Annotated in this window: 19 protein-coding genes; 11 read left to right on the top strand and 8 right to left on the bottom strand. The window is 67.9% G+C overall.

The window, feature by feature from the left end; genetic code table 11:
• Position 1 precedes the first annotated feature (1 nt).
• Positions 2 to 1,612 (bottom strand): phytoene desaturase family protein, encoded by a 1,611-nt coding sequence (locus ACOFKW_RS08430; RefSeq protein ID WP_419813711.1) that lies wholly within the window; start codon positions 1,610 to 1,612, stop codon positions 2 to 4.
• 297 nt (positions 1,613 to 1,909) lie between these two features.
• On the opposite strand from ACOFKW_RS08430, the gene ACOFKW_RS08425 reads away from it, so the two are divergent.
• Positions 1,910 to 2,650 carry a PEPxxWA-CTERM sorting domain-containing protein gene (locus ACOFKW_RS08425; protein ID WP_419813710.1) on the top strand — a complete coding sequence of 247 codons (741 nt, stop codon included), beginning with the start codon at positions 1,910 to 1,912 and terminating at the stop codon, positions 2,648 to 2,650.
• A gap of 53 nt (positions 2,651 to 2,703) precedes the next feature.
• Here ACOFKW_RS08425 and msrA read toward each other — a convergent pair whose 3' ends face one another.
• The 3 genes from msrA to ACOFKW_RS08410 all read right to left on the bottom strand — a co-directional run bounded on the left by msrA (position 2,704) and on the right by ACOFKW_RS08410 (position 6,095).
• Entirely contained in the window at positions 2,704 to 3,360 is a 657-nt protein-coding gene (gene msrA, locus ACOFKW_RS08420) for a peptide-methionine (S)-S-oxide reductase MsrA (RefSeq protein WP_419813709.1), read from the bottom strand.
• Positions 3,361 to 3,371: 11 nt separating this feature from the next.
• A complete protein-coding gene (gene msrB, locus ACOFKW_RS08415) occupies positions 3,372 to 3,881 on the bottom strand; it encodes a peptide-methionine (R)-S-oxide reductase MsrB (protein ID WP_419813708.1) in 510 nt (169 codons plus the stop codon).
• Between the two features lie 165 nt (positions 3,882 to 4,046).
• Positions 4,047 to 6,095: a 3-hydroxyacyl-CoA dehydrogenase NAD-binding domain-containing protein gene (locus ACOFKW_RS08410; RefSeq protein WP_419816910.1), complete on the bottom strand. Its 2,049-nt coding sequence runs from the start codon at positions 6,093 to 6,095 to the stop codon at positions 4,047 to 4,049.
• A 141-nt stretch (positions 6,096 to 6,236) separates the two neighbouring features.
• Here ACOFKW_RS08410 and ACOFKW_RS08405 point away from each other — a divergent pair, with 141 nt between their 5' ends.
• Positions 6,237 to 7,436 carry a multidrug effflux MFS transporter gene (locus ACOFKW_RS08405; protein WP_419813707.1) on the top strand — a complete coding sequence of 400 codons (1,200 nt, stop codon included), beginning with the start codon at positions 6,237 to 6,239 and terminating at the stop codon, positions 7,434 to 7,436.
• Entirely contained in the window at positions 7,433 to 8,332 is a 900-nt protein-coding gene (locus ACOFKW_RS08400; RefSeq protein WP_419813706.1) for an EamA family transporter, read from the top strand. Before ACOFKW_RS08405 ends, ACOFKW_RS08400 begins: the two co-directional genes overlap by 4 nt.
• 28 nt (positions 8,333 to 8,360) lie before the next feature.
• On the opposite strand, the gene ACOFKW_RS08395 is transcribed toward ACOFKW_RS08400, so the two are convergent.
• Positions 8,361 to 8,993, bottom strand: coding sequence for a glutathione S-transferase family protein (locus ACOFKW_RS08395; protein ID WP_419813705.1), 633 nt, complete (start codon positions 8,991 to 8,993; stop codon positions 8,361 to 8,363).
• A gap of 36 nt (positions 8,994 to 9,029) precedes the next feature.
• On the opposite strand from ACOFKW_RS08395, the gene arfB reads away from it, so the two are divergent.
• Positions 9,030 to 9,452, top strand: a complete 423-nt coding sequence (arfB, locus tag ACOFKW_RS08390; RefSeq protein WP_419813704.1) for an alternative ribosome rescue aminoacyl-tRNA hydrolase ArfB — start codon at positions 9,030 to 9,032, stop codon at positions 9,450 to 9,452.
• 130 nt (positions 9,453 to 9,582) lie between these two features.
• Positions 9,583 to 9,933: a CsbD family protein gene (locus ACOFKW_RS08385; RefSeq protein ID WP_419813703.1), complete on the top strand. Its 351-nt coding sequence runs from the start codon at positions 9,583 to 9,585 to the stop codon at positions 9,931 to 9,933.
• A 71-nt stretch (positions 9,934 to 10,004) separates the two neighbouring features.
• Here ACOFKW_RS08385 and ACOFKW_RS08380 read toward each other — a convergent pair whose 3' ends face one another.
• The gene (locus ACOFKW_RS08380; RefSeq protein WP_419813702.1) at positions 10,005 to 10,370 is read right to left on the bottom strand and encodes a methylglyoxal synthase; all 366 of its coding nucleotides are present in this window, start codon (positions 10,368 to 10,370) and stop codon (positions 10,005 to 10,007) included.
• Between the two features lie 120 nt (positions 10,371 to 10,490).
• On the opposite strand from ACOFKW_RS08380, the gene ACOFKW_RS08375 reads away from it, so the two are divergent.
• The 4 genes from ACOFKW_RS08375 (at position 10,491) to ACOFKW_RS08360 (ending at position 12,734) form a co-directional block, all read left to right on the top strand.
• Entirely contained in the window at positions 10,491 to 10,883 is a 393-nt protein-coding gene (locus ACOFKW_RS08375; protein ID WP_419813701.1) for an MAPEG family protein, read from the top strand.
• A 68-nt stretch (positions 10,884 to 10,951) separates the two neighbouring features.
• Entirely contained in the window at positions 10,952 to 11,419 is a 468-nt protein-coding gene (locus ACOFKW_RS08370) for a Fur family transcriptional regulator (protein ID WP_419813700.1), read from the top strand.
• 185 nt (positions 11,420 to 11,604) lie between these two features.
• Positions 11,605 to 12,255, top strand: coding sequence for a lysophospholipid acyltransferase family protein (locus ACOFKW_RS08365; RefSeq protein WP_419813699.1), 651 nt, complete (start codon positions 11,605 to 11,607; stop codon positions 12,253 to 12,255).
• Positions 12,252 to 12,734, top strand: a complete 483-nt coding sequence (locus ACOFKW_RS08360) for a glutathione peroxidase (protein WP_419813698.1) — start codon at positions 12,252 to 12,254, stop codon at positions 12,732 to 12,734. The genes ACOFKW_RS08365 and ACOFKW_RS08360 overlap by 4 nt, the downstream gene beginning before the upstream one ends.
• Here the strand turns inward: ACOFKW_RS08360 and ACOFKW_RS08355 are convergent.
• On the bottom strand, positions 12,731 to 14,203 hold the full coding sequence (locus tag ACOFKW_RS08355) for an AMP nucleosidase (RefSeq protein ID WP_419813697.1): 1,473 nt from the start codon (positions 14,201 to 14,203) through the stop codon (positions 12,731 to 12,733). The genes ACOFKW_RS08360 and ACOFKW_RS08355 overlap by 4 nt on opposite strands.
• 79 nt (positions 14,204 to 14,282) lie before the next feature.
• Here ACOFKW_RS08355 and ACOFKW_RS08350 point away from each other — a divergent pair, with 79 nt between their 5' ends.
• Both ACOFKW_RS08350 and ACOFKW_RS08345 read left to right on the top strand, forming a co-directional pair.
• Positions 14,283 to 15,428, top strand: coding sequence for an acyl-CoA dehydrogenase family protein (locus ACOFKW_RS08350; RefSeq protein WP_419813696.1), 1,146 nt, complete (start codon positions 14,283 to 14,285; stop codon positions 15,426 to 15,428).
• 32 nt (positions 15,429 to 15,460) lie between these two features.
• The gene (locus ACOFKW_RS08345; RefSeq protein ID WP_419813695.1) at positions 15,461 to 16,156 is read left to right on the top strand and encodes a DUF2490 domain-containing protein; all 696 of its coding nucleotides are present in this window, start codon (positions 15,461 to 15,463) and stop codon (positions 16,154 to 16,156) included.
• Positions 16,157 to 16,233: 77 nt separating this feature from the next.
• On the opposite strand, the gene ACOFKW_RS08340 is transcribed toward ACOFKW_RS08345, so the two are convergent.
• Positions 16,234 to 17,994 (bottom strand): subtype B tannase, encoded by a 1,761-nt coding sequence (locus tag ACOFKW_RS08340; RefSeq protein ID WP_419816848.1) that lies wholly within the window; start codon positions 17,992 to 17,994, stop codon positions 16,234 to 16,236.
• Positions 17,995 to 18,004: the final 10 nt, after the last annotated feature.

Raw genomic sequence — 18,004 nt, 5'->3', positions numbered from 1 at the left:
ACTAAACCCGCCGCCCCTTGAAATCCTTGACGATCTCCCGCGCCGCGTTGTGCCCCGGCGCCCCGGTCACGCCGCCGCCCGGGTGGGTCCCGCTGCCGCACATGTACAGTCCCCTCAGCGGACCGCGGTAATCGCCGTGCCCGAGCATCGGGCGGGCGCTGAATAGTTGGTCGAGGGTCAGGCGGCCGTGGAAGATGTCGCCTCCCACCAGGCCGAACTTGCGCTCGAGGTCGAGGGGCGAGTGGATCTGGCGGGCGATCACCGACGCCTTGAACCCCGGCGCCCATTTCTCGACCGTGGCGATCATGTGGTCCGCCACCGCCTCGCGCTCGTCGTCCCAGCTGCGACCGTCGGGCAGGACGGGCGCGACCTGCTGGCAGAACAGGCTGGCGACGTGCTGGCCCGGCGGCGCGAGGCTGTCGTCGTACAGGCTCTGGATCAGCATCTCGACGATCGGCTCCTTCGCCACGCCGAAGACCTTCGCGTCGAGCCAGGCGCGCTCCATATAATCGAGCGTCGGGCCGATGATGATGCCGGCGCGCAGATGGTCGCCGCCGTCGTCGGGCGCGCAGCTGAACTTGGGCAGCTTCGACAGCGCGACGTTCATGCGGAACACGCCCGAGCCCGAGCGATAGCCGGCGATGCGGCGCACGAACGGCTTCGGCAGCACGGCGGGGTCGATGAGCTGCTGGTACAACAGTTGCGGGTGGACGTTGGAGACGACCGCCTTGGCGCGGATGACCTGGCCGGAGGTGGTGACTACGCCGACCGCGCGGCCGCTTTCGACGATGACCTCCGCCACCCCGTCGCCGACGCGGACATCGACCCCGGCAGCAACGGCGCTGGCGCAGATCGCGTCGCTGATCGCGCCCATGCCGCCCATCGCGACGCCCCATACGCCCTTGACGCCGTTGACCTCGCCGAAGACGTGGTGGAGCAGGACGTACGCGCTGCCCGGCTGGTACGGCGAGGCGTAGTTGCCGACGATGCCGTCGAAGCCGAAGACCGCCTTGATCGGGTCGCTCTCGAACCAGCCGTCGAGGTAATCGCCGCAGGATTTGGCGAACAATTCCAGCAGCGTCCGTCGCTCCTCCATGTCGAGCTTGCGCATCCGATTGCCGAGCCGGGCGCCCGCCAGCAGTTCCGGCAACGCCTCGCGCCAGCTGCCGTCCGTGACGTTGGGCGGCGTTTCCAGCACCAGGTCGCGCATCACCTCGGCAACGCTCGCCAGCTGCGCCTCATAGGCGTCGAGCTTGTCGGCATCCTTCTGGCTGAACTTGGCGACCTCGCGGTGGGTGCGGCCCTCGCCGGTGGTCAGCGAGCGCCCGTCGGCCATCGGCAGGAAATTGGCGACCGGGCGGTGGACGACGCGCAGGCCGTGCTTTGCCAGTTCCAGGTCGGCGATGACCTTCTTGTTGAGCAGCGACACCGTGTAGCTCGCGGTCGAGTTGCGGAAACCCGGGTGGAACTCCTCCGTCACCGCGGCGCCGCCGACGATGCCGCGGCGCTCGACGACGACGGTCTGCAGCCCTGCCTTGGCCAGATAAGCGGCACAGGTCAGGCCGTTATGGCCGCCGCCGATGATGACGACGTCGGTATGTTGGGCGGTCATGCTGTTCCCCGGCTCGCGTTCCCCATCCTCAAGGATCGCGTCGAGAATGTCCATTTCCAGTCAGACATTACGGAAGTGTAAAATTCGCCGACAGGTTTTTCCAGGCGTCGGATCGCGCGTTTATATTGATTAACGATTGAGTCGTTTGATTCCAAGGACTTAGCTGAGCCCTCGCCGTTAACTTCTTTGGCACAAGTCTTGCTCTTTGATGACCATGTTGCACCGCTCCGCTTCTGCAGGGGTGGCAAGCCAAAAGCGCGCGGCATGGACGTAGTTGTTATCAAAGGAAGATTTCGCATGAAGATCACTCGCATCGCACTCGCCCTGGTCGCCCTGGCCGGCTTCACCGGCAGCGCCGCACAGGCTGGCGTCAACCTCGTCCAGAACGGCGGCTTCGAAATGCTGACCAACGGCCCCGGCCAGTTCGACAACAACACCTCGGCGACCGGCTGGACCTCGAACGGCTATAACTTCATCTTCGGCGCGGGCACGGCCGACACCAGCGGCGTCAACGGCCAGTACGGCAACCTCAAGCTGTGGGGCCCGGGCAACGGCTCGAACAACGGCTTTGCCTCGGTTAGCCCCGTCGGCGGAAACTATGTCGGTGCCGATGGTGCGTTTCTCGTGGCGCCGATCCAGCAGACCATCAACAACCTGGTCGTCGGCGCCAAGTACGACGTCGGCTTCTATTGGGGCGGCGCACAGCAGTTCGGCTACAACGGCGAGACCACCGAGCAGTGGAAGGTCAGCTTCGGCGACCAGCAGATCGACACCGCCGTGCTGACCAACGCCAGCCATGGCTTCACCGGTTGGCAGAAGGAGAACTTCACCTTCACCGCGACCAACGTCAGCCAGGTGCTGTCGTTCCTGGCGGTCGGCACCCCGAACGGCGAGCCGCCGTTCTCGCTGCTCGACGGCGTCTCGGTCACCGCCGCAGTTCCTGAGCCGGCGACCTGGGCGATGATGATCCTAGGCATGGGTGCCGTCGGTGCGGCATCGCGCCTGCGCCGCCGCCAGGCCGGTCTCGCGACCGCCTGACGCTACCTGCGTACCAAGCGCCGGGCAGGCCCGACCTGCCCGGCGTTTTCGTGTCAGCCCTGGTAGACCTTGGGGAACAGCCGCTTCAGCGCGGCGACCTTGGGCGCGTCGTTGACGACGATATAGCCATAGGTCGGGTTCAGCCGCATGAAGTCCTGGTGATAGGCTTCGGCCGGGTAAAAGGTCTTGCCGGTCTCGATGGTCGTGACGATCGGCGCGCCAAAGCTCGGCTTGAGCTGGGCGATATAGGCCCGGGCGATCTTCGCCTGCCCCGCGTCCTGCGCAAAGATCGTCGAGCGGTACTGGGTGCCGGTGTCGGGCCCCTGGCGGTTGAGCTCGGTCGGGTCGGTCGCCACCGAGAAATAGATGCGGAGCAGCTGGCCATAGGTCACCTTCGACGGATCGTAAGTGATCCGCACCGATTCCGCATGACCGGTGACGCCGGTGCCGACGACATCGTAATGCGCCGTCAGGCCCGCCCCGCCGGCATAGCCCGAGACGACGTCGCGAACGCCCGCGACATGCTCGAAGACGCCCTCCAGTCCCCAGAAACAGCCGCCGGCGAACACCGCGGTGGCGGTCTTGCCGGCCAGCGGCGCATCGACGACGGCGGCAGGGACCAGCTTGGTGGACTCGGCCGAGGCGGGCTGGAGCAGCGGCACCGCAAAGGCGGCGGCGACGGCGAACGGCAGCAGGGTGGCAAGCTTCATCGGATAGCTCCTCAAGCCTTGGCGGCGGCGGTGAAGGTCATCGCCACGCCATTCATGCAATAGCGCAGGCCGGTCGGCTTCGGCCCGTCGTCGAAGACATGGCCGAGATGCCCGCCGCAACGGCGGCAGTGAACCTCGGTCCGCTCCATCATCAATGAGCTGTCGCTGGTCGTGGCGACCGCGTTGGGCAACGGCTGGTAGAAGCTCGGCCAGCCGGTATGACTGTCGAACTTGGTTGTGCTGGAGAACACCGGCAGCGCACAGCCGGCGCATTTGAAGGTACCGGGGCGATGCTCGTCGTTGAGTGGCGAGCTGAACGGCCGCTCGGTGCCCTCCTGTCGCAGCACGTCGAACGCGGCCGGCGACAGCCGCGCCTTCCACTGCGCCGGGGTGAAGGACACTTCGAACTTGCCGGGCACCGGCGCAGCGACGGCCGGCCCCCCGAACTTCCAGGCAAGCGGCAGGGCGATGGCCATGCCACCGAGGACCAGGGCATCGCGGCGGGAGAATGTGTTGCTCATGATGGAATATACGTAGGGATCGCGGCGAAGGTTACACTGTGTTTCGGTGCCGCAGCGCCCGCACGGCCGACCCGTCCGGACCGCGCGACGCGCCTGCCTCCTACCCTCCCTGCGGCTATGCGAAGAGGGCTGGCGACAAAGTCGGCCCGGAGTGGTCGTTTGCCCTCAGACCTGCCCGGTGAAGCTCCCGCCCTCCGCCGCCAGCTTCGCCAGCAGCGGCGCGACTTCGAAGCCATAGCGGGTCAGGCCGGCGGCGACCTTGGCCAGGCCCTGGTGGTCGGCCCAGAACATCGGTCCGCCGCGATAGACGGGCCAGCCATAGCCGTAGATCCAGACGATATCGATGTCGCTGGCACGCTGGGCCATGCCTTCCGCCAGGATCAACGCGCCCTCGTTGATCATCGGGTACAGGCAGCGCTCGAGGATCTCGGTATCGTCGATGTCGCGGCGCTGGATGCCCTTCTCGGCGGCGAAATCGAAGATGATCTTCTCGGCGACCGGCGACGGCACGCGGTTGCGCTGGGCGTCATAGTCGTAAAAGCCGTGGCCGTTCTTCTGGCCGCGCAAGCCCGCCTCGCACAGCCGGTCGCGGATCGTCGCACCCTTCGACGTGTCCGCCGACCAGCCGATATCGAGCCCGGCGAGGTCCGACATCTGGAACGGCCCCATCGGAAAGCCGAAGTCGTACAGCACCCGGTCGACCTGCTCCGGCAGCGCCCCCTCCAGCAGCAGCGCCTGCGCCTGTTGCTGGCGCAGGCTGAGCATCCGGTTGCCGATGAAGCCGTGGCAGACGCCCGACACCGCCGCGACCTTGCCAATGCGCTTGGCCGTCGCCATCGCCGTCGCCAGCACCTGCACGTCGGTCCTGGCGCCGCGCACCACCTCCAGCAGCCGCATGACGTTGGCGGGCGAGAAGAAGTGCAGCCCGATCACCGACTCCGGCCGCGAGGTCGAAGCAGCGATCTCGTCGACGTTGAGATAGCTGGTGTTCGACGCCAGGATCGCGCCCGGCTTGGCGATGCGGTCGAGCTTGCCGAACACCTCCTTCTTGATGTCCATGTTCTCGAACACCGCCTCGATGATCATGTCGGCCTGGCCCAGATCCTCGAGGCTGAGCGTCGGCGTCAGCAGCGCCATGCGCGCCTCGACGTCGGCGGCGGTCATGCGGCCCTTGGCGGCGGTGTTCTCGTAGTTCTTGCGGATCGTCGCGACGCCGCGGTCGAGCGCCTCCTGCTTGGTCTCGACGATGGTCACCGGCAGGCCGGCATTGAGGAAGTTCATCGCAATGCCACCGCCCATGGTGCCCGCACCGATGATCCCGACGCTCTCGACCGGCAGGGGCTTCGCGTCCGCCGGCAGCCCGTCGATCTTGTTCGCCATGCGCTCGGCGAAGAACGCATAGCGCTGCGCCTTCGACTGCAGGCCGTTCATCAGGTGCATGAACTGCTCGCGCTCGAACGCCAGCCCGTCGGCGAAGGGCAGGTTCACCGCCGCCTCGATGCACTTGATATTGGCCTCGGGCGCCTCGAAGCCGCGCATCGCGCGGGCGTTGGCCTTGCGGAAGTCGGCGAACAGCGTGACGGCGTTGGCGTGCGCCGCCTCGACCTTCTCGTTGCGGTCGCGCACCTGGATCAGCGCCAGTCCCGACCGCCCGGCGAACGCCTTGGCGGTCGCGAGCAGCTCGCCCTCCGGCGCCAGTTCATCGACCAGCCCGAACGACAGTGCCGCCTTGCCGCCGATCGGCACGCCGCTGGTGACCATCTTCAGCGCCTGCTCGACGCCGACCAGCCGCGGCAGCCGCTGGGTTCCGCCGGCGCCCGGCAGCAGACCGAGCTTGACCTCCGGCAGGCCGAGCTTCGCCGACGGCACGGCGACGCGGTAGTGACAGGCCAACGCCACCTCCAGCCCGCCGCCCAGCGCGGTACCGTGGATCGCGGCGACGATCGGCTTGGGCGAGGCCTCCATGTCGAGCTGGACCTGGTGCAGGCTGGCACCGCGCGGCGGCTTGCCGAACTCGCTGATGTCGGCGCCCGCGATGAAGGTCCGCCCGGCGCAGATCAGCACGATGGCGCGGACCAGCGGATCGGCGATGGCGGCGGCGAACCCCGCGGCCAGCCCGTCGCGGACGTCGGCCGACAGCGCGTTGACCGGCGGCGAGTCGATGGTCAGGACCGCGATATCGCCGTCGTTCGTCAGGTCGACTGTCGGGCTCATTGCAGCCATCTCAAACTCCCAAGGTTGACGTTTGCGTCAACCTTAAAACTCTTGGGGCGCAAGAAGCAAGAACCCTGTCCGGGCCTTTCTTTCGTCGCACTCCCCCGCTAACGCCAATGCTGCACCGCACAAGGTCTGTCGATGAACGCGCCGCCGCGCCCGCATCCGTCGCGGGGCACTATCCTGCTGCTCGGGTCACTGACTGCTTTCGGGGCGGTGACCATCGACCTGTACCTGCCGGCGCTGCCCGCCATCGGCCGCGATTTTGGCGTCGGCCCGGCGGAGACGCAGCATACGCTGGTCGCCTTCTTCATGGGTGTCGCCATCGGCCAGCTGTTCTATGGCCCGATCTCCGACCGCATCGGGCGCCGCCCGCCGCTGCTGTTCGGCGTCGCGCTGTACATAGCGGCCTCGCTCGCCTGCACTTTCGCTACCGGGATCAACGGCTTGATCGCGGGCCGGTTCGTCCAGGCGCTGGGCTGCTGCTCGGGCATGGTGATCGCGCGCTCGGTCGTCCGTGACCGCTTCGATCACCAGGATTCGGCACGGATCTTCTCGCTGCTGACGCTGGTGCTGGCGGTCGCGCCGATGATCGCACCGACGCTCGGCGGCTGGCTGGTCATGGTGGCCGGCTGGCGCTGGGTGTTCGGCGCGCTGGCGATGATCGGCGCCGCGGTCGGGCTGGCGACCTTCCTCAAGCTCGGCGAATCACGCTCGGCGGAAACCGAGGCCAAGGCGCGTGGCGAGACGCCGCTGGCCGCCTATGTCGACCTGATGCGCCAGCGCCGCCTGCTCGGCTATCTGCTCACCGGCGCGCTCAACGGCGCGACGCTGTTCGCCTATGTCGCCAGCGCGCCCGACCTGGTCATCAACATCTGGGGCCTCAGCCCGACCTTGTTCGGGCTGGTCTTCGCGGTCATGGCGATCGGCATCATCGGCGCCAGCCAGGTCAACCGCCAGCTGCTGCTCCGCTATTCGTCCGACCGCATCCTCGGCACCGCAGTGCTGGCCGGCGTCGGTTTCGGCGCGGCACTGACGCTGGCGGCGGCGACCGGCGCGCATCGATGGGTGGTGTTCGTCATGTTGTTCGCCACCCTGTCATCGAACGGCTTCATCGGCGCCAACGCGCTGGCCGGGGCGCTGTCGGTCGATCCGTTGCGCTCGGGGTCGGCGTCGGGACTGTTCGGCGCATCCAGCTTCGGCGCGGGTGCCGGGTCGGCGGCGGTGGCAGGCGCCTTCCATGACGGGACGCCGGTGCCGATGGCGGTGGTCATGCTCGCCAGCCTGGCCGCAGCGGCAGCGGCGTTCTTCGGGCTGGCGCGCCCCCGGACGGCGTCATGAACCGCGCCTTCGGCTGGCGCCCGGCCCTGCTGGCGCTCGCCGTCGTCGCGGTCTGGGGGACCAACTTCGTCGTCATCAAGTTCGCGCTGCACAGCCTGCCGCCGTTCCTGTTCGCCGCGATGCGCTTCGGCGGCGCGCTGATCCCGGCGGTGTTCCTGCTGCCGCGGCCCAAGGTGCCGTGGCGCGACCTCGCGGCCTATGGCGTGCTGATCGGCGTGATGCAGTTCGGCGTGCTCTACTTCGCCATCGGCGGCCATATCGCGCCCGGCCTCGCCTCGCTGCTCGTCCAGACCCAGATCTTCTTCACCATCGCGCTGGCGCAGCGCAACAACCCGGTGCCGCTGCATCCCAGCCTGTGGATCGCGCTGGCGCTGGCAGTTGCTGGCATCGGCATCATCGCCAGCCATGTCGATGGCGCGACGACGCCGCTGGGTGTCGGCCTGGTGCTGCTCGCGGCGCTCGGCTGGGGCGGTGGCAACATCGTCCAGCGCCGGGCGCGCGGCGTCGACATGCTCGGCTATGTCGTCTGGGCCAGCCTGTTCGCCGTGCCGCCGCTGCTGGCATTGTCGCTGGTCTTCGAAGGCCCGGCGCGGATCTTCTCGGCCATCGGTGCCGCCAGCGCAGCGACCTGGGCGGCCGTGGCGTGGCAGTCGATCGGCAACACCATGTTCGGCTACGCCGCCTGGGGCTGGCTGCTCGGCCGCTATCCGACGACCACCGTCGCGCCGCTGACGCTGCTGGTGCCGGTGTTCGGCATGGGCACCGCCGCGCTCTTCCTCCACGAGCCGCTCCAGTCGTGGAAGCTGCTTGCCGCGCTGCTGGTGCTCGGCGGCCTGGCGGTCAATTTGCTCGGTCCGCGCCTGTGGCGGCGCTTCGAGGCGACGCCCGCCGCCTAATCTGCCCCGGCGGCGGGCGCCCGGTCGATCAGACCGGGATGGTGAAGCTGTACGGTCCGCCGCGCTCCAGCGCCGCCTGCCACGCCGGTCGTGCCTGCAGCCGCCGGGCATAGTCCGCCAGCCGGGGAAACTGCGCCGTCATGCCCTGCATCGTCGCGATCTCGGCGACGAAGCTCATCATGATGTCGGCCCCGGACAACGCATTGCCGACCAGCCAGTCATTGTCCCCCAGCTGCTCGTCGAAGAAATGCAGAATGCTGTGGATCTGCTCCTGGATGCGCGGCTGCAGCGGCGCCGCTGCCTCGCCCAGCCGCCCGGTGTACAGCGCCAGCATCAGCGGCAGCATCGCCGAGCCCTCGCTGAAGTGCAGCCATTCCAGATAGACTTCATGAAGGTCGGTGCCCGGCGCCGGCGCCAGCGAGCCGTTGCCGTGACGGCGGATCAGGTAATCGACGATCGCGCCAGATTCAGCCAGCTTGAGGTCGCCGTCCTCGATCACCGGCGACTTGCCCAGGGGATGCACGGCCTTCAGCTCCGGCGGCGCCAGGCGGGTATTGAGGTCGCGGGTGTAGAATTTCAAATCGTAGCCGAGGCTCAGTTCCTCGCACAGCCACAGGATGCGCTGCGAGCGCGAATCGTTGAGATGGTGGATGGTGATCATGTGGCGGCTCCCTCACGGACAGGATAGGGTGGCGCGATGATCGTCGTCACCCCCGAAATTTCGCTCGACGATGCCGAGTTGCTGGAAAGCTTCATACGCGCGAGCGGGCCGGGTGGGCAGAACGTCAACAAGGTTTCCAGCGCGGTACAGCTGCGCTTCGACGTGCGCGGCTCGCCGAACCTGCCCGATCCGGTGGCGGTGCGGCTGATGCGGCTGGCCGGTTCCAGGATGACGCGCGACGGCGTGCTGGTGCTGACCGCCGATCGTTTTCGCACTCAAGAGCGCAACCGCGCCGATGCGCGGGAGCGGCTGGTCGGGCTGATCGCCAAGGCGGCGGTGGCGCCGATCAAGCGCCGGCCGACCAAGCCGAGCGCCGGAGCCAAGGCGCGGCGGGTCGAGGGCAAGGTGGCGCGCGGCTCGGTCAAGTCGACACGCGGACGGGTGCGCAGCGACGACTGATCGTCGGGCTGTGCCGCCCGCACGACAAGCTTTGCGGACTTTCGATGAACCATTTGGAAGTATGCTCGTTGTGCTAGCGCAACGCCGGCTCCATATCGGCTGCACTGTTTCAGCTGCGAAAGGAATAATCATGGCTATCAATAGCGACAACGTCGAAGGCAAGCTCAACGAGTTCGGCGGCAAGGTCGAGGGCGCATTCGGCGATGTCACCGGCGACACCAAGAGCCAGGTTTCGGGCAAGGTCGAGGAGCTCAAGGGCAAGGCCCAGGACGCTTTCGGCAAGGCCAAGGACAAGGTCGGTGAGTGGGCCGACAACGCGCCGGAGTCCGTCCAGCGCGCCAAGGAAACCGCCAGCCGCTATGCGTCGGAAGGCGTCGAGCGCGCCAAGACCGTCGTGCAGGACCAGCCCGTCGCTGTCCTCGCCGGTGGTATCGCACTCGGCTTCCTGATCGGTTGGCTGGTCAGCGGTCGCCGCGACTAGTTTCGACTAGGCTCCGCAAGGGGTCGCAAGGGCCGGGCTGCCGAAAGGTGGCCCGGCCTTTTCGTATGCGCTCACCAGCCCTGCATGATGCGGTCGGCGGTGGCATCGTTCAGCGCCATCGGCAGGTCGTACAGCGTGCCCAGCCGGGTCAGCGCCTTGACGTCGACGTCATGGGGCATCGGCGACAGCGGATCGATGAAGAAGATCAGCATGTCGAGGCGTGCCTCGGCGATCATCGCGCCGATCTGCTGGTCGCCGCCCAATGGACCGCTCTTGACGCTGGTCAGGTCGAGGTCGGGAAACGCCGCCTTGATCCGCGCCCCGGTGGTGCCGGTCGCCACCATCGTGCAGCGCCGCAGCCGCTCGACGTGCCGCCCGACCCAAGCGACGAGCTCGTCCTTGCGGGCATCATGGGCGATCAGGGCAACGCGGTTCATGCTGGCTCCACTCGGCGTTCGAACCACCTTCGTTACACCGTGTGGCGGCCATTGCCACTCCGCCGACGCCCGCCCATGGTGAAGCAAGGCCGCGGCTGACGGTCGATGGGGAGACGATCGATGACGCCGGAATTGACGCTGCTGGCGTGGACGCTGGTGCTCGCGGCGGTCCAGATCCTCGCTTTCGATGTCGTCCGGACCCGGCAGTACGGCACCAAGTGGAATACCGGGCCGCGCGATGCGGAGATGCCGCCGCTGTCACCCGTCGCCGAACGGCTGCGCCGGGCCCAGGCCAATCTGTTCGAGACGCTGCCGTTGTTCATCGGCGCGGTGCTGATCGCCCATGCGGCGGGGATTCACACCGGTCGAACGGTCCTCGCCTGCCAGCTCTATTTCTGGGCGCGAGTAATCTACCTGCCGCTTTATGCCTTCGGCGTGCCGGTAGTGCGCTCGCTGGTCTGGGTGGTCAGTGCCGCCGGGCTGGCGATGCTGCTGGTCGCCATATTGAGTTGAGGGGCAGCCCCGACCTTGCCCCGACGCTGCGGCGTTCCTACAGTGAGGGTGCGGCGACAGGGACATTCATGACCGGCAAGATCGACATCGAGGCGTTGTGTGCGTCCAAGGGCCTGCGCATCACCGAGCAGCGCCGCGTCATCGCGCGCGTGCTGTCGGACGCCGATGACCATCCCGATGTCGAGGAACTTCACCGCCGCTCCGCCGCCATCGACAAGGGCATCTCGATCGCCACGGTGTACCGCACCGTCCGGCTGTTCGAGGAAGCCGGCATTCTGGCGCGCCACGATTTCCAGGGCGGCCGCTCGCGCTATGAAGCGGCCCCCGAGGAGCATCACGACCATCTTATCGACGTCGAGAGCGGCGCCGTGGTCGAGTTTCACGACGACGAGTTGGAGGAGCTACAGCGCCGCATCGCCGAGCGGCTGGGCTTCCGCCTCGTCGATCACCGGATGGAGATGTACGGCGTGCCACTGAATCGTCCGGCGACCCAAGCTGACGGCGCTGCCGTCAAGAAGCCGGAGCCGACGCGCTGACACAGGCCGCGGCCGAGCTCGGGGCTGGGCCGCAGCCGGCAAGGGTTCGGCGGTTCCAGCGTTTCGGCCCGTTCAAGGCGCTGGCCGGAACGGTCGCTGCCGCCGGGCTGCTGATCCCCGCCGAGCTGGTGCTGCGCCGCTTCCGAGGCCAGCGCCGCCAAAAACTGCCACGCCTGTTCCACCGCATGCTGACCCGTGCGCTGGGCATCCGGGTCAAGCGCCACGGCGTCCCGGCGCAGCGCGGCGGTGTACTGTACGTTTGCAACCACGTCAGCTGGGCCGATATCCCGGTGCTCGGCAGCGTCGTCGACGCGGCGTTCGTCGCCAAGTCGGAGGTCGCCGCCTATCCGCTCGTCGGCTGGCTCGCGAGCCTCAGCCGCACCGTCTATGTCGAGCGCGACCGGCGGCAGAGCGCGGCCGACCAGACCAACGCCATCGCCGCCCGACTGGCGGCGGGCGAGAACGTCATCCTGTTTCCGGAGGCGACGACCGGCGACGGGATCAGCGTGCTGCCGTTCAAGTCTGCGCTGTTCGCCGCGGTCGGCGACGCCGGCGAGACGGTGATCCAGCCGCTTACCATCGCCTATACCCGCCTCAACGGCATGCCGATCACCCGCGAGCGCCTGCCCGACATCGTCTGGATCGGCGACACCGACCTGTGGCCGCACGCCGTCGAATTCTCGGCCCTTGGGCGCGTCCGGGCCGAGGTGATCTTCCACCCCGCCGTCCGCGTCGCCGACTTCGCCGACCGCAAGGCGCTGGCGCGGCATTGCCACGACATCATCGCGACCGGCTATCACGGCCTGATGCGCGGCGCCCCCGGAGACGCACGATGACCAGCCTGTACGACTTTACCGCCACCGGCCTCGACGGCACCCGGCACGCGCTGTCCGAATACCGGGGCAAGGTCCTGCTGATCGTCAACACCGCCAGCAAATGCGGCTTCACCCCCCAGTACGAGGGGCTGAAGAAGCTCCACGAGGACCTGTCCGGCGCTGGGCTCGCCGTCCTCGGCTTCCCGTGCAACCAGTTCAAGGGGCAGGAACCCGGCGACGCGGCGGAGATCGCCAGCTTCTGCTCGCTGACCTACGACGTGAAATTCCCGATGTTCGCCAAGGTCGACGTCAACGGCCCGGCGACGCATCCGCTGTTCGCCTGGCTCAAGGCCAAGGCGCCGGGCCTGCTCGGCAGCCAGGGCGTCAAGTGGAACTTCACCAAGTTCCTGGTCTCGCGCGACGGCAGCCGGGTCACCCGCTTCGCCCCGCTGGTCAAGCCCGAGGCGCTGCGCGGCGAGGTCGAGAAGCTGCTCGCCTAGCGGAACGGCGGTTCGTCGAACGCCCGCAGTTTGCGCGAGTGCAGGCTGGCCCCGGTCGCCTTCAGCCGCCCGACCGCCTCGATCCCGATCTGCAGATGCTCGGAGATGGCGCCCTCATAGAAGCGGTTGGCCTGTCCCGGCAGCTTGATCTCGCCGTGCAGCGGCTTGTCCGACACGCACAGCAAGGTCCCGTACGGCACCCGGAAGCGATAGCCCTGCGCCGCGATGGTTGCCGACTCCATGTCGACCGCGACCGCGCGCGACTGGTTGAAGCGCAGCGCCGAGCGGCTGAAGCGCAGCTCCCAATTGCGGTCGTCGGTGGTCACCACGGTGCCGGTGCGCAGCCGGGGCTTCAGCGTATCGCCCTGCGCCCCGGTCACCGCCTCGGCCGCCTGTTGCAGCGCAACCTGCACCTCGGCAATGGCCGGCACCGGGATCTCCGGCGGCAACACGTCGTCCAGCACATGGTCGTCGCGCAGATAGGCGTGCGCCAGCACATAGTCGCCGATCGCCTGCGACGGCCGCAAGCCGCCGCAATGCCCGATCATCAGCCACGCCTCGGGCCGCAGCACCGCAAGGTGGTCGGTGATCGTCTTGGCGTTGGCCGGGCCGACGCCGATGTTGACCAGCGTAATTCCGGCCCGGCCCGGCGCGGTCAAATGATAGGCCGGCATCTGGTGCCGCCGCCACGCACCATCGGCGATCGCCAGCGCCGGATCGGGATTGTCGCGGTCGATGCACGTCCCGCCGCTGCAGGACAGGGTCGTATAAGGCGAGCCCGGCGTCGCCAGCTGGACACAGGCCCAGCGCACGAACTCGTCGACATAGCGGTGATAGTTGGTGAGCAGGATATACTGCTGGAAATCGCCCGCCGCGGTGCCGCTGTAGTGCTTCAGTCGCGCCAGGCTGAAATCGGTGCGCGGCGCGTCGAACAGCGCCAGCGGCCGCGTCTCCGACAGGCTGCCGTCCCACAGCCCGTCGGGCAGCTCGTCGCCGATGTGCGACAGGTCGGTCGTCGGGAAATGCCGCGCCAGCTGGATCGCCGCCGTCGCATCGAGGCGCAGATCGTCGGCGCCGTCGAGGACGTAGGGGTAGGGAATCTCCACGGTCGACCTGCCGATATCGACCTCGACGTCATAGTCGGCGCGCAGCAGGTCGAGCTGCTCGATCAGATAGTCGCGGAACAGCTCGGGATGGGTGATCGTCGTCGCATAGGTGCCCGGCACCGTCATCCGCGCATAGGCGCGGGTCATGCGCGGTGCGCCGCCGCCGCGGTAGCTCAGCCGCAGCTCCGGATAGGCGAAGTCGCCGAGCGCGCGGGCGCCGGCATCGGGGGCCTCGCCGGTCTCGACATAGGTGCGCAGGGCACCGCGCAGCGCCGCGGTGGCCGCCGAATGGATGACGCAAAGGCGGTCGACCAGGTCGGACGAGGTCGGGATCGGATCGGATGTGTGGTCGGGTTCGGTCATGGGCGTATGTAGCCGATAGCGCGCCATGCGTCACCCCGCGCGGGGTGACGAGCTTTGGCCGGGCTGCTAATGCACCGCGATGCAATTCGACCTCACCGAAGACCAGCGCGCCATCCAGGAGGTTGCCCGGCGTTTCACCGCCGACCGCATCACGCCCTTTGCGGCGCACTGGGACGAGCACCACGTCTTCCCGCGCGAGACGATCGTCGAGGCCGCCGCGCTCGGCTTCGGCTCGATCTACGTCTCGGAGGAAAGCGGCGGCATCGGCCTGGGCCGGATGGAGGCGGCGCTGATCATGGAGGCGATGGCCTATGGCTGCGCCTCGACCAGCGCGTTCATCTCGATCCACAACATGGCGTCGTGGATGATCGACGGCTTCGGCAGCGCCGCGCTCAAGGCCAAGTATTTGCCGTCGTTGGTGCCGATGGACAAGATCGCCAGCTACTGCCTGACCGAGCCGGGCTCGGGCTCCGACGCCGCCGCGCTCAAGACGCGGGCAGTGCGCGACGGCGACGACTATGTCGTCAGCGGCTCCAAGGCGTTCATCTCCGGCGCCGGCGCCAACGAGGTCTATGTCACCATGGTCCGCACCGGCGAGCCCGGACCGCGCGGCATCTCGTGCCTGGTCATCGACAAGGACATGCCCGGCGTCAGCTTCGGCGCCCCGGAACGCAAGCTCGGCTGGCACTCGCAGCCGACCGCGCAAGTCAATTTCGACGAGGTCCGCGTGCCCGCCGAGAACCTCGTCGGCGAGGAAGGCGAAGGCTTCAAGATCGCCATGGCCGGTCTCGACGGCGGGCGGCTCAACATCGGCGCCTGCTCGCTCGGCGGCGGCCAGCGCGCCCTCGACGAGGCGGTCGCCTACACCCGCCAGCGCAACCAGTTCGGCAAGGCCATCGTCGACTTCCAGGCGACTCAGTTCAAGCTCGCCGACATGGAGACCGAGCTGCAGGCCGCCCGCACGCTGCTGTATGCCGCCGCCGCGCGCGTCGCTGACGGCTCGCCCGACAAGACCAAGTTCGCCGCGATGGCCAAGCGCCTCGCCACCGACACCGGCATGAGCATCGCCGACCGGGCGCTGCAGCTCCACGGCGGCTATGGCTATCTGATGGATTATCCGGTCGAGCGCATCTTCCGCGACCTCCGCGTCCACCAGATCCTCGAGGGCACCAACGAGATCATGCGCGTCATCATCGCCCGCGAGCTGCTGCGCGAGACGAACTGAGGGCATTGGCTATCTGAAGGACAGCAGCGAAAATGGATAAGCCGATCGCCCACCGGATCCCGCTGCTGCTCGCTTGCCTGGCGGGCGCGTTCATCGGCTGCCCGGCCGACGCACAGGACGACGTACAGGCATGGGGTTCGGTGGTCGCCACGGGCCCGGTCCGCGGCAACCTCTTTCTATGGCTCGAAGGACAGGCGCGGCTGACCGATGACGTCGGGGGAGGCAGCCAGTTCATCGTGCGTCCCGCGATCGGCGCACGCATCGCTCCCGACGCCCATGCGATCGCGGGTTACGCCTATGTCCGTACCGACCCGGAAACCGGCCGCATCACCAACGAGCACAGGCTCTGGCAGCAGGTCCAGTTCGCCGCGGTGCGAGGCAGCAGCGGCACTCCCCTCGTCCTCAGTCGCACGCGGTTCGAGCAGCGCTTGATCGAGGGGCGAGGCGATACCGGGTGGCGGTTACGACAGCTCGTCCGGTTGCAGGTGCCGATCGCGCGCCAGCGGAAGGTGCACGCAGTCGCCTTCACCGAAGGATTCTTCAATCTGAATTCGACCGGCTGGGGCGCTCGCGACGGGGTCGACCAGTGGCGCACCTTCGTCGGCATCGGCCTGCCGGTCGCACCCCGCATTCGGATCGAACCAGGCTATCTGAACCAGCACGTCTTTCGTCGCGGCGAAGACCGCACCAACCATGTGTTGAGCGCAACGCTTCTCATCGGGCTTTGATCATCGCCGGGGAACTGCTGCTCGAGACAAACTAGGGAGGTTCGCCGTGTCGAAACCGGCGATGGCCGTGATGCTGCCTAGCGTCCGGAAGGCGTCGGACGGCCGGCCTTTCGCAGGGTGTCCGCGAGCCAGCCATAGGCCTCGCGTACGTCGTAGTTGCCGGCATGACCCTGCATCCAGGCGAGCTTGAAATTCACGTCCTTCACTTTCGGGGCGTTTCGAACGGCTTGAACGAGGGTCGCTTGTGAAGCGAAGGCGATATCGCGGTCGACAAGGCCGTGCCGAACATACCAGTAGGGCGCGACGGACGTCCCGCTGTTCAAATAGGGAATGGGGCTTGCCAGCCTGAGCTGGCGGCCCAGCCCGGCACCGGGACCGGCGATGTACGCGGCCCAGTCCAACCCCGTGTCGTCGCGGCCAGAGCCGTCGCCCCGGACTTCGTTGTTGTTCCAGCCATAAGCCGTGAAGTTGGCGTATGGGTTCTTGGCGGAGCCGAACAGCGTGTTCTCGCCGACGACGCCCGTCGCGCCGGTATTGGCGGTCGCGTCGAACGCCGGCACGCCCTTCAGAGGCTGTACCTCTGCGACGAAGCTCAGGTACTTGGCATAGTCGATCGATCGGACCTGCCCGCCCTCGACGGTCAGCCACTGGTTCCTGATCCTTGCGGGCGTGGCCGGTGGTGCGCCGGGCCGGCCTCGGCGGGCCACCATGAAATCTTCGCCCAGCGCCGGAACGCGTTCGCCCCGCGCGATGGCGGCCTCGACGCTGGCCTTCACATAACCGAGGACGGCCTGTTGCAGGGTGTCCGTGGTGACGGCCGAACCGTCCTCCCGCCGCAAGCGCAAGCCGGCGAGGACGGACGGGTAGCTTGCCGCCAGCGCGGCCGAGGCGGCCTGCGCTGCTGGCGTGTAGCCGCCGTTGCTGCTGTTCGCGGCGGTACGTACCGGACCGAATTGCCATTCATAGGCGGCGTCCGCATTGCCCAGGTCGTTGATCGGGCAATAGGCGATGGTCGCAAAGACGTCGTCGCGCACCGAGCTCCGACCGTTGGCGTCGACGCCCGCCGCGCCGATGGCGGCGAGGTACGGCAGATAGTCGGGACTGTTGCCGCTCGCCGATACCGCGGCCGACAGTCCGCCTCCGCCGCTCGTGCCCGTGATGACGATGCGTTGGGCAGAGCCAGGCATGGCCTTGTCGTTATAGCGGAGATACCGGACCGCCGCCTTGGCATCGACGATCGCGGCCGGCGACTTGCCGGCCCAATCCCCGCCGATGGCGCGAATGCCGCGCCCGCGCGTGCCGGCGCTGACGACGACATAGCCGGCTTTCAGCGCGGCGCCGGTGTTATCGGTATCGCTGGTGCTGGAGAAAGTGCCGCCCTCCTGGACGATGTCGCGCGCGGGGCTGGCCATCCAGCCGCCGTTGTTCACCTGGAGAATGATTGCGGCGCGCCCGTCGCGGAAAGTCGCGGCCGGCACATAGATGTACATGGTCTGATAGGCATATGGGTCCGAGGCGGCGCCCATCGGGCCGATGCCGTTCGCGGGGGCAGTGGCGTTAGAGGTCGGAGCACCGGGGCCGATACCGCCACCGTCGACACCGCCGGGGCCGCCACCGGGCGGACCGAATCGAGGTGTCGCGGCAGTGTCGATCGCCACCGGCTTCGCCACATAGACGACGCGGTATCGCCGCACGGCCACGGGCTGGCCGTCGATCGTGATGCGGACGGTCGTGAAGGCATCGGGATTGAAGGCGAGCCGATCGGACGTCGGCGCCTGGGCGACGGCGGGAACGGCGCCTGCCAGGCAAGCGAGGAATAGGAGTCCGGTCCGTGCCATATCGTGGCCC

Source organism: Glacieibacterium sp., from assembly GCF_965200405.1.
In the GTDB taxonomy this organism is placed as follows: Bacteria; Pseudomonadota; Alphaproteobacteria; order Sphingomonadales; family Sphingomonadaceae; genus Glacieibacterium.
Note: the sequence above shows the minus strand (reverse complement) of the source record. Positions and strands in the feature narration are given on the sequence as shown.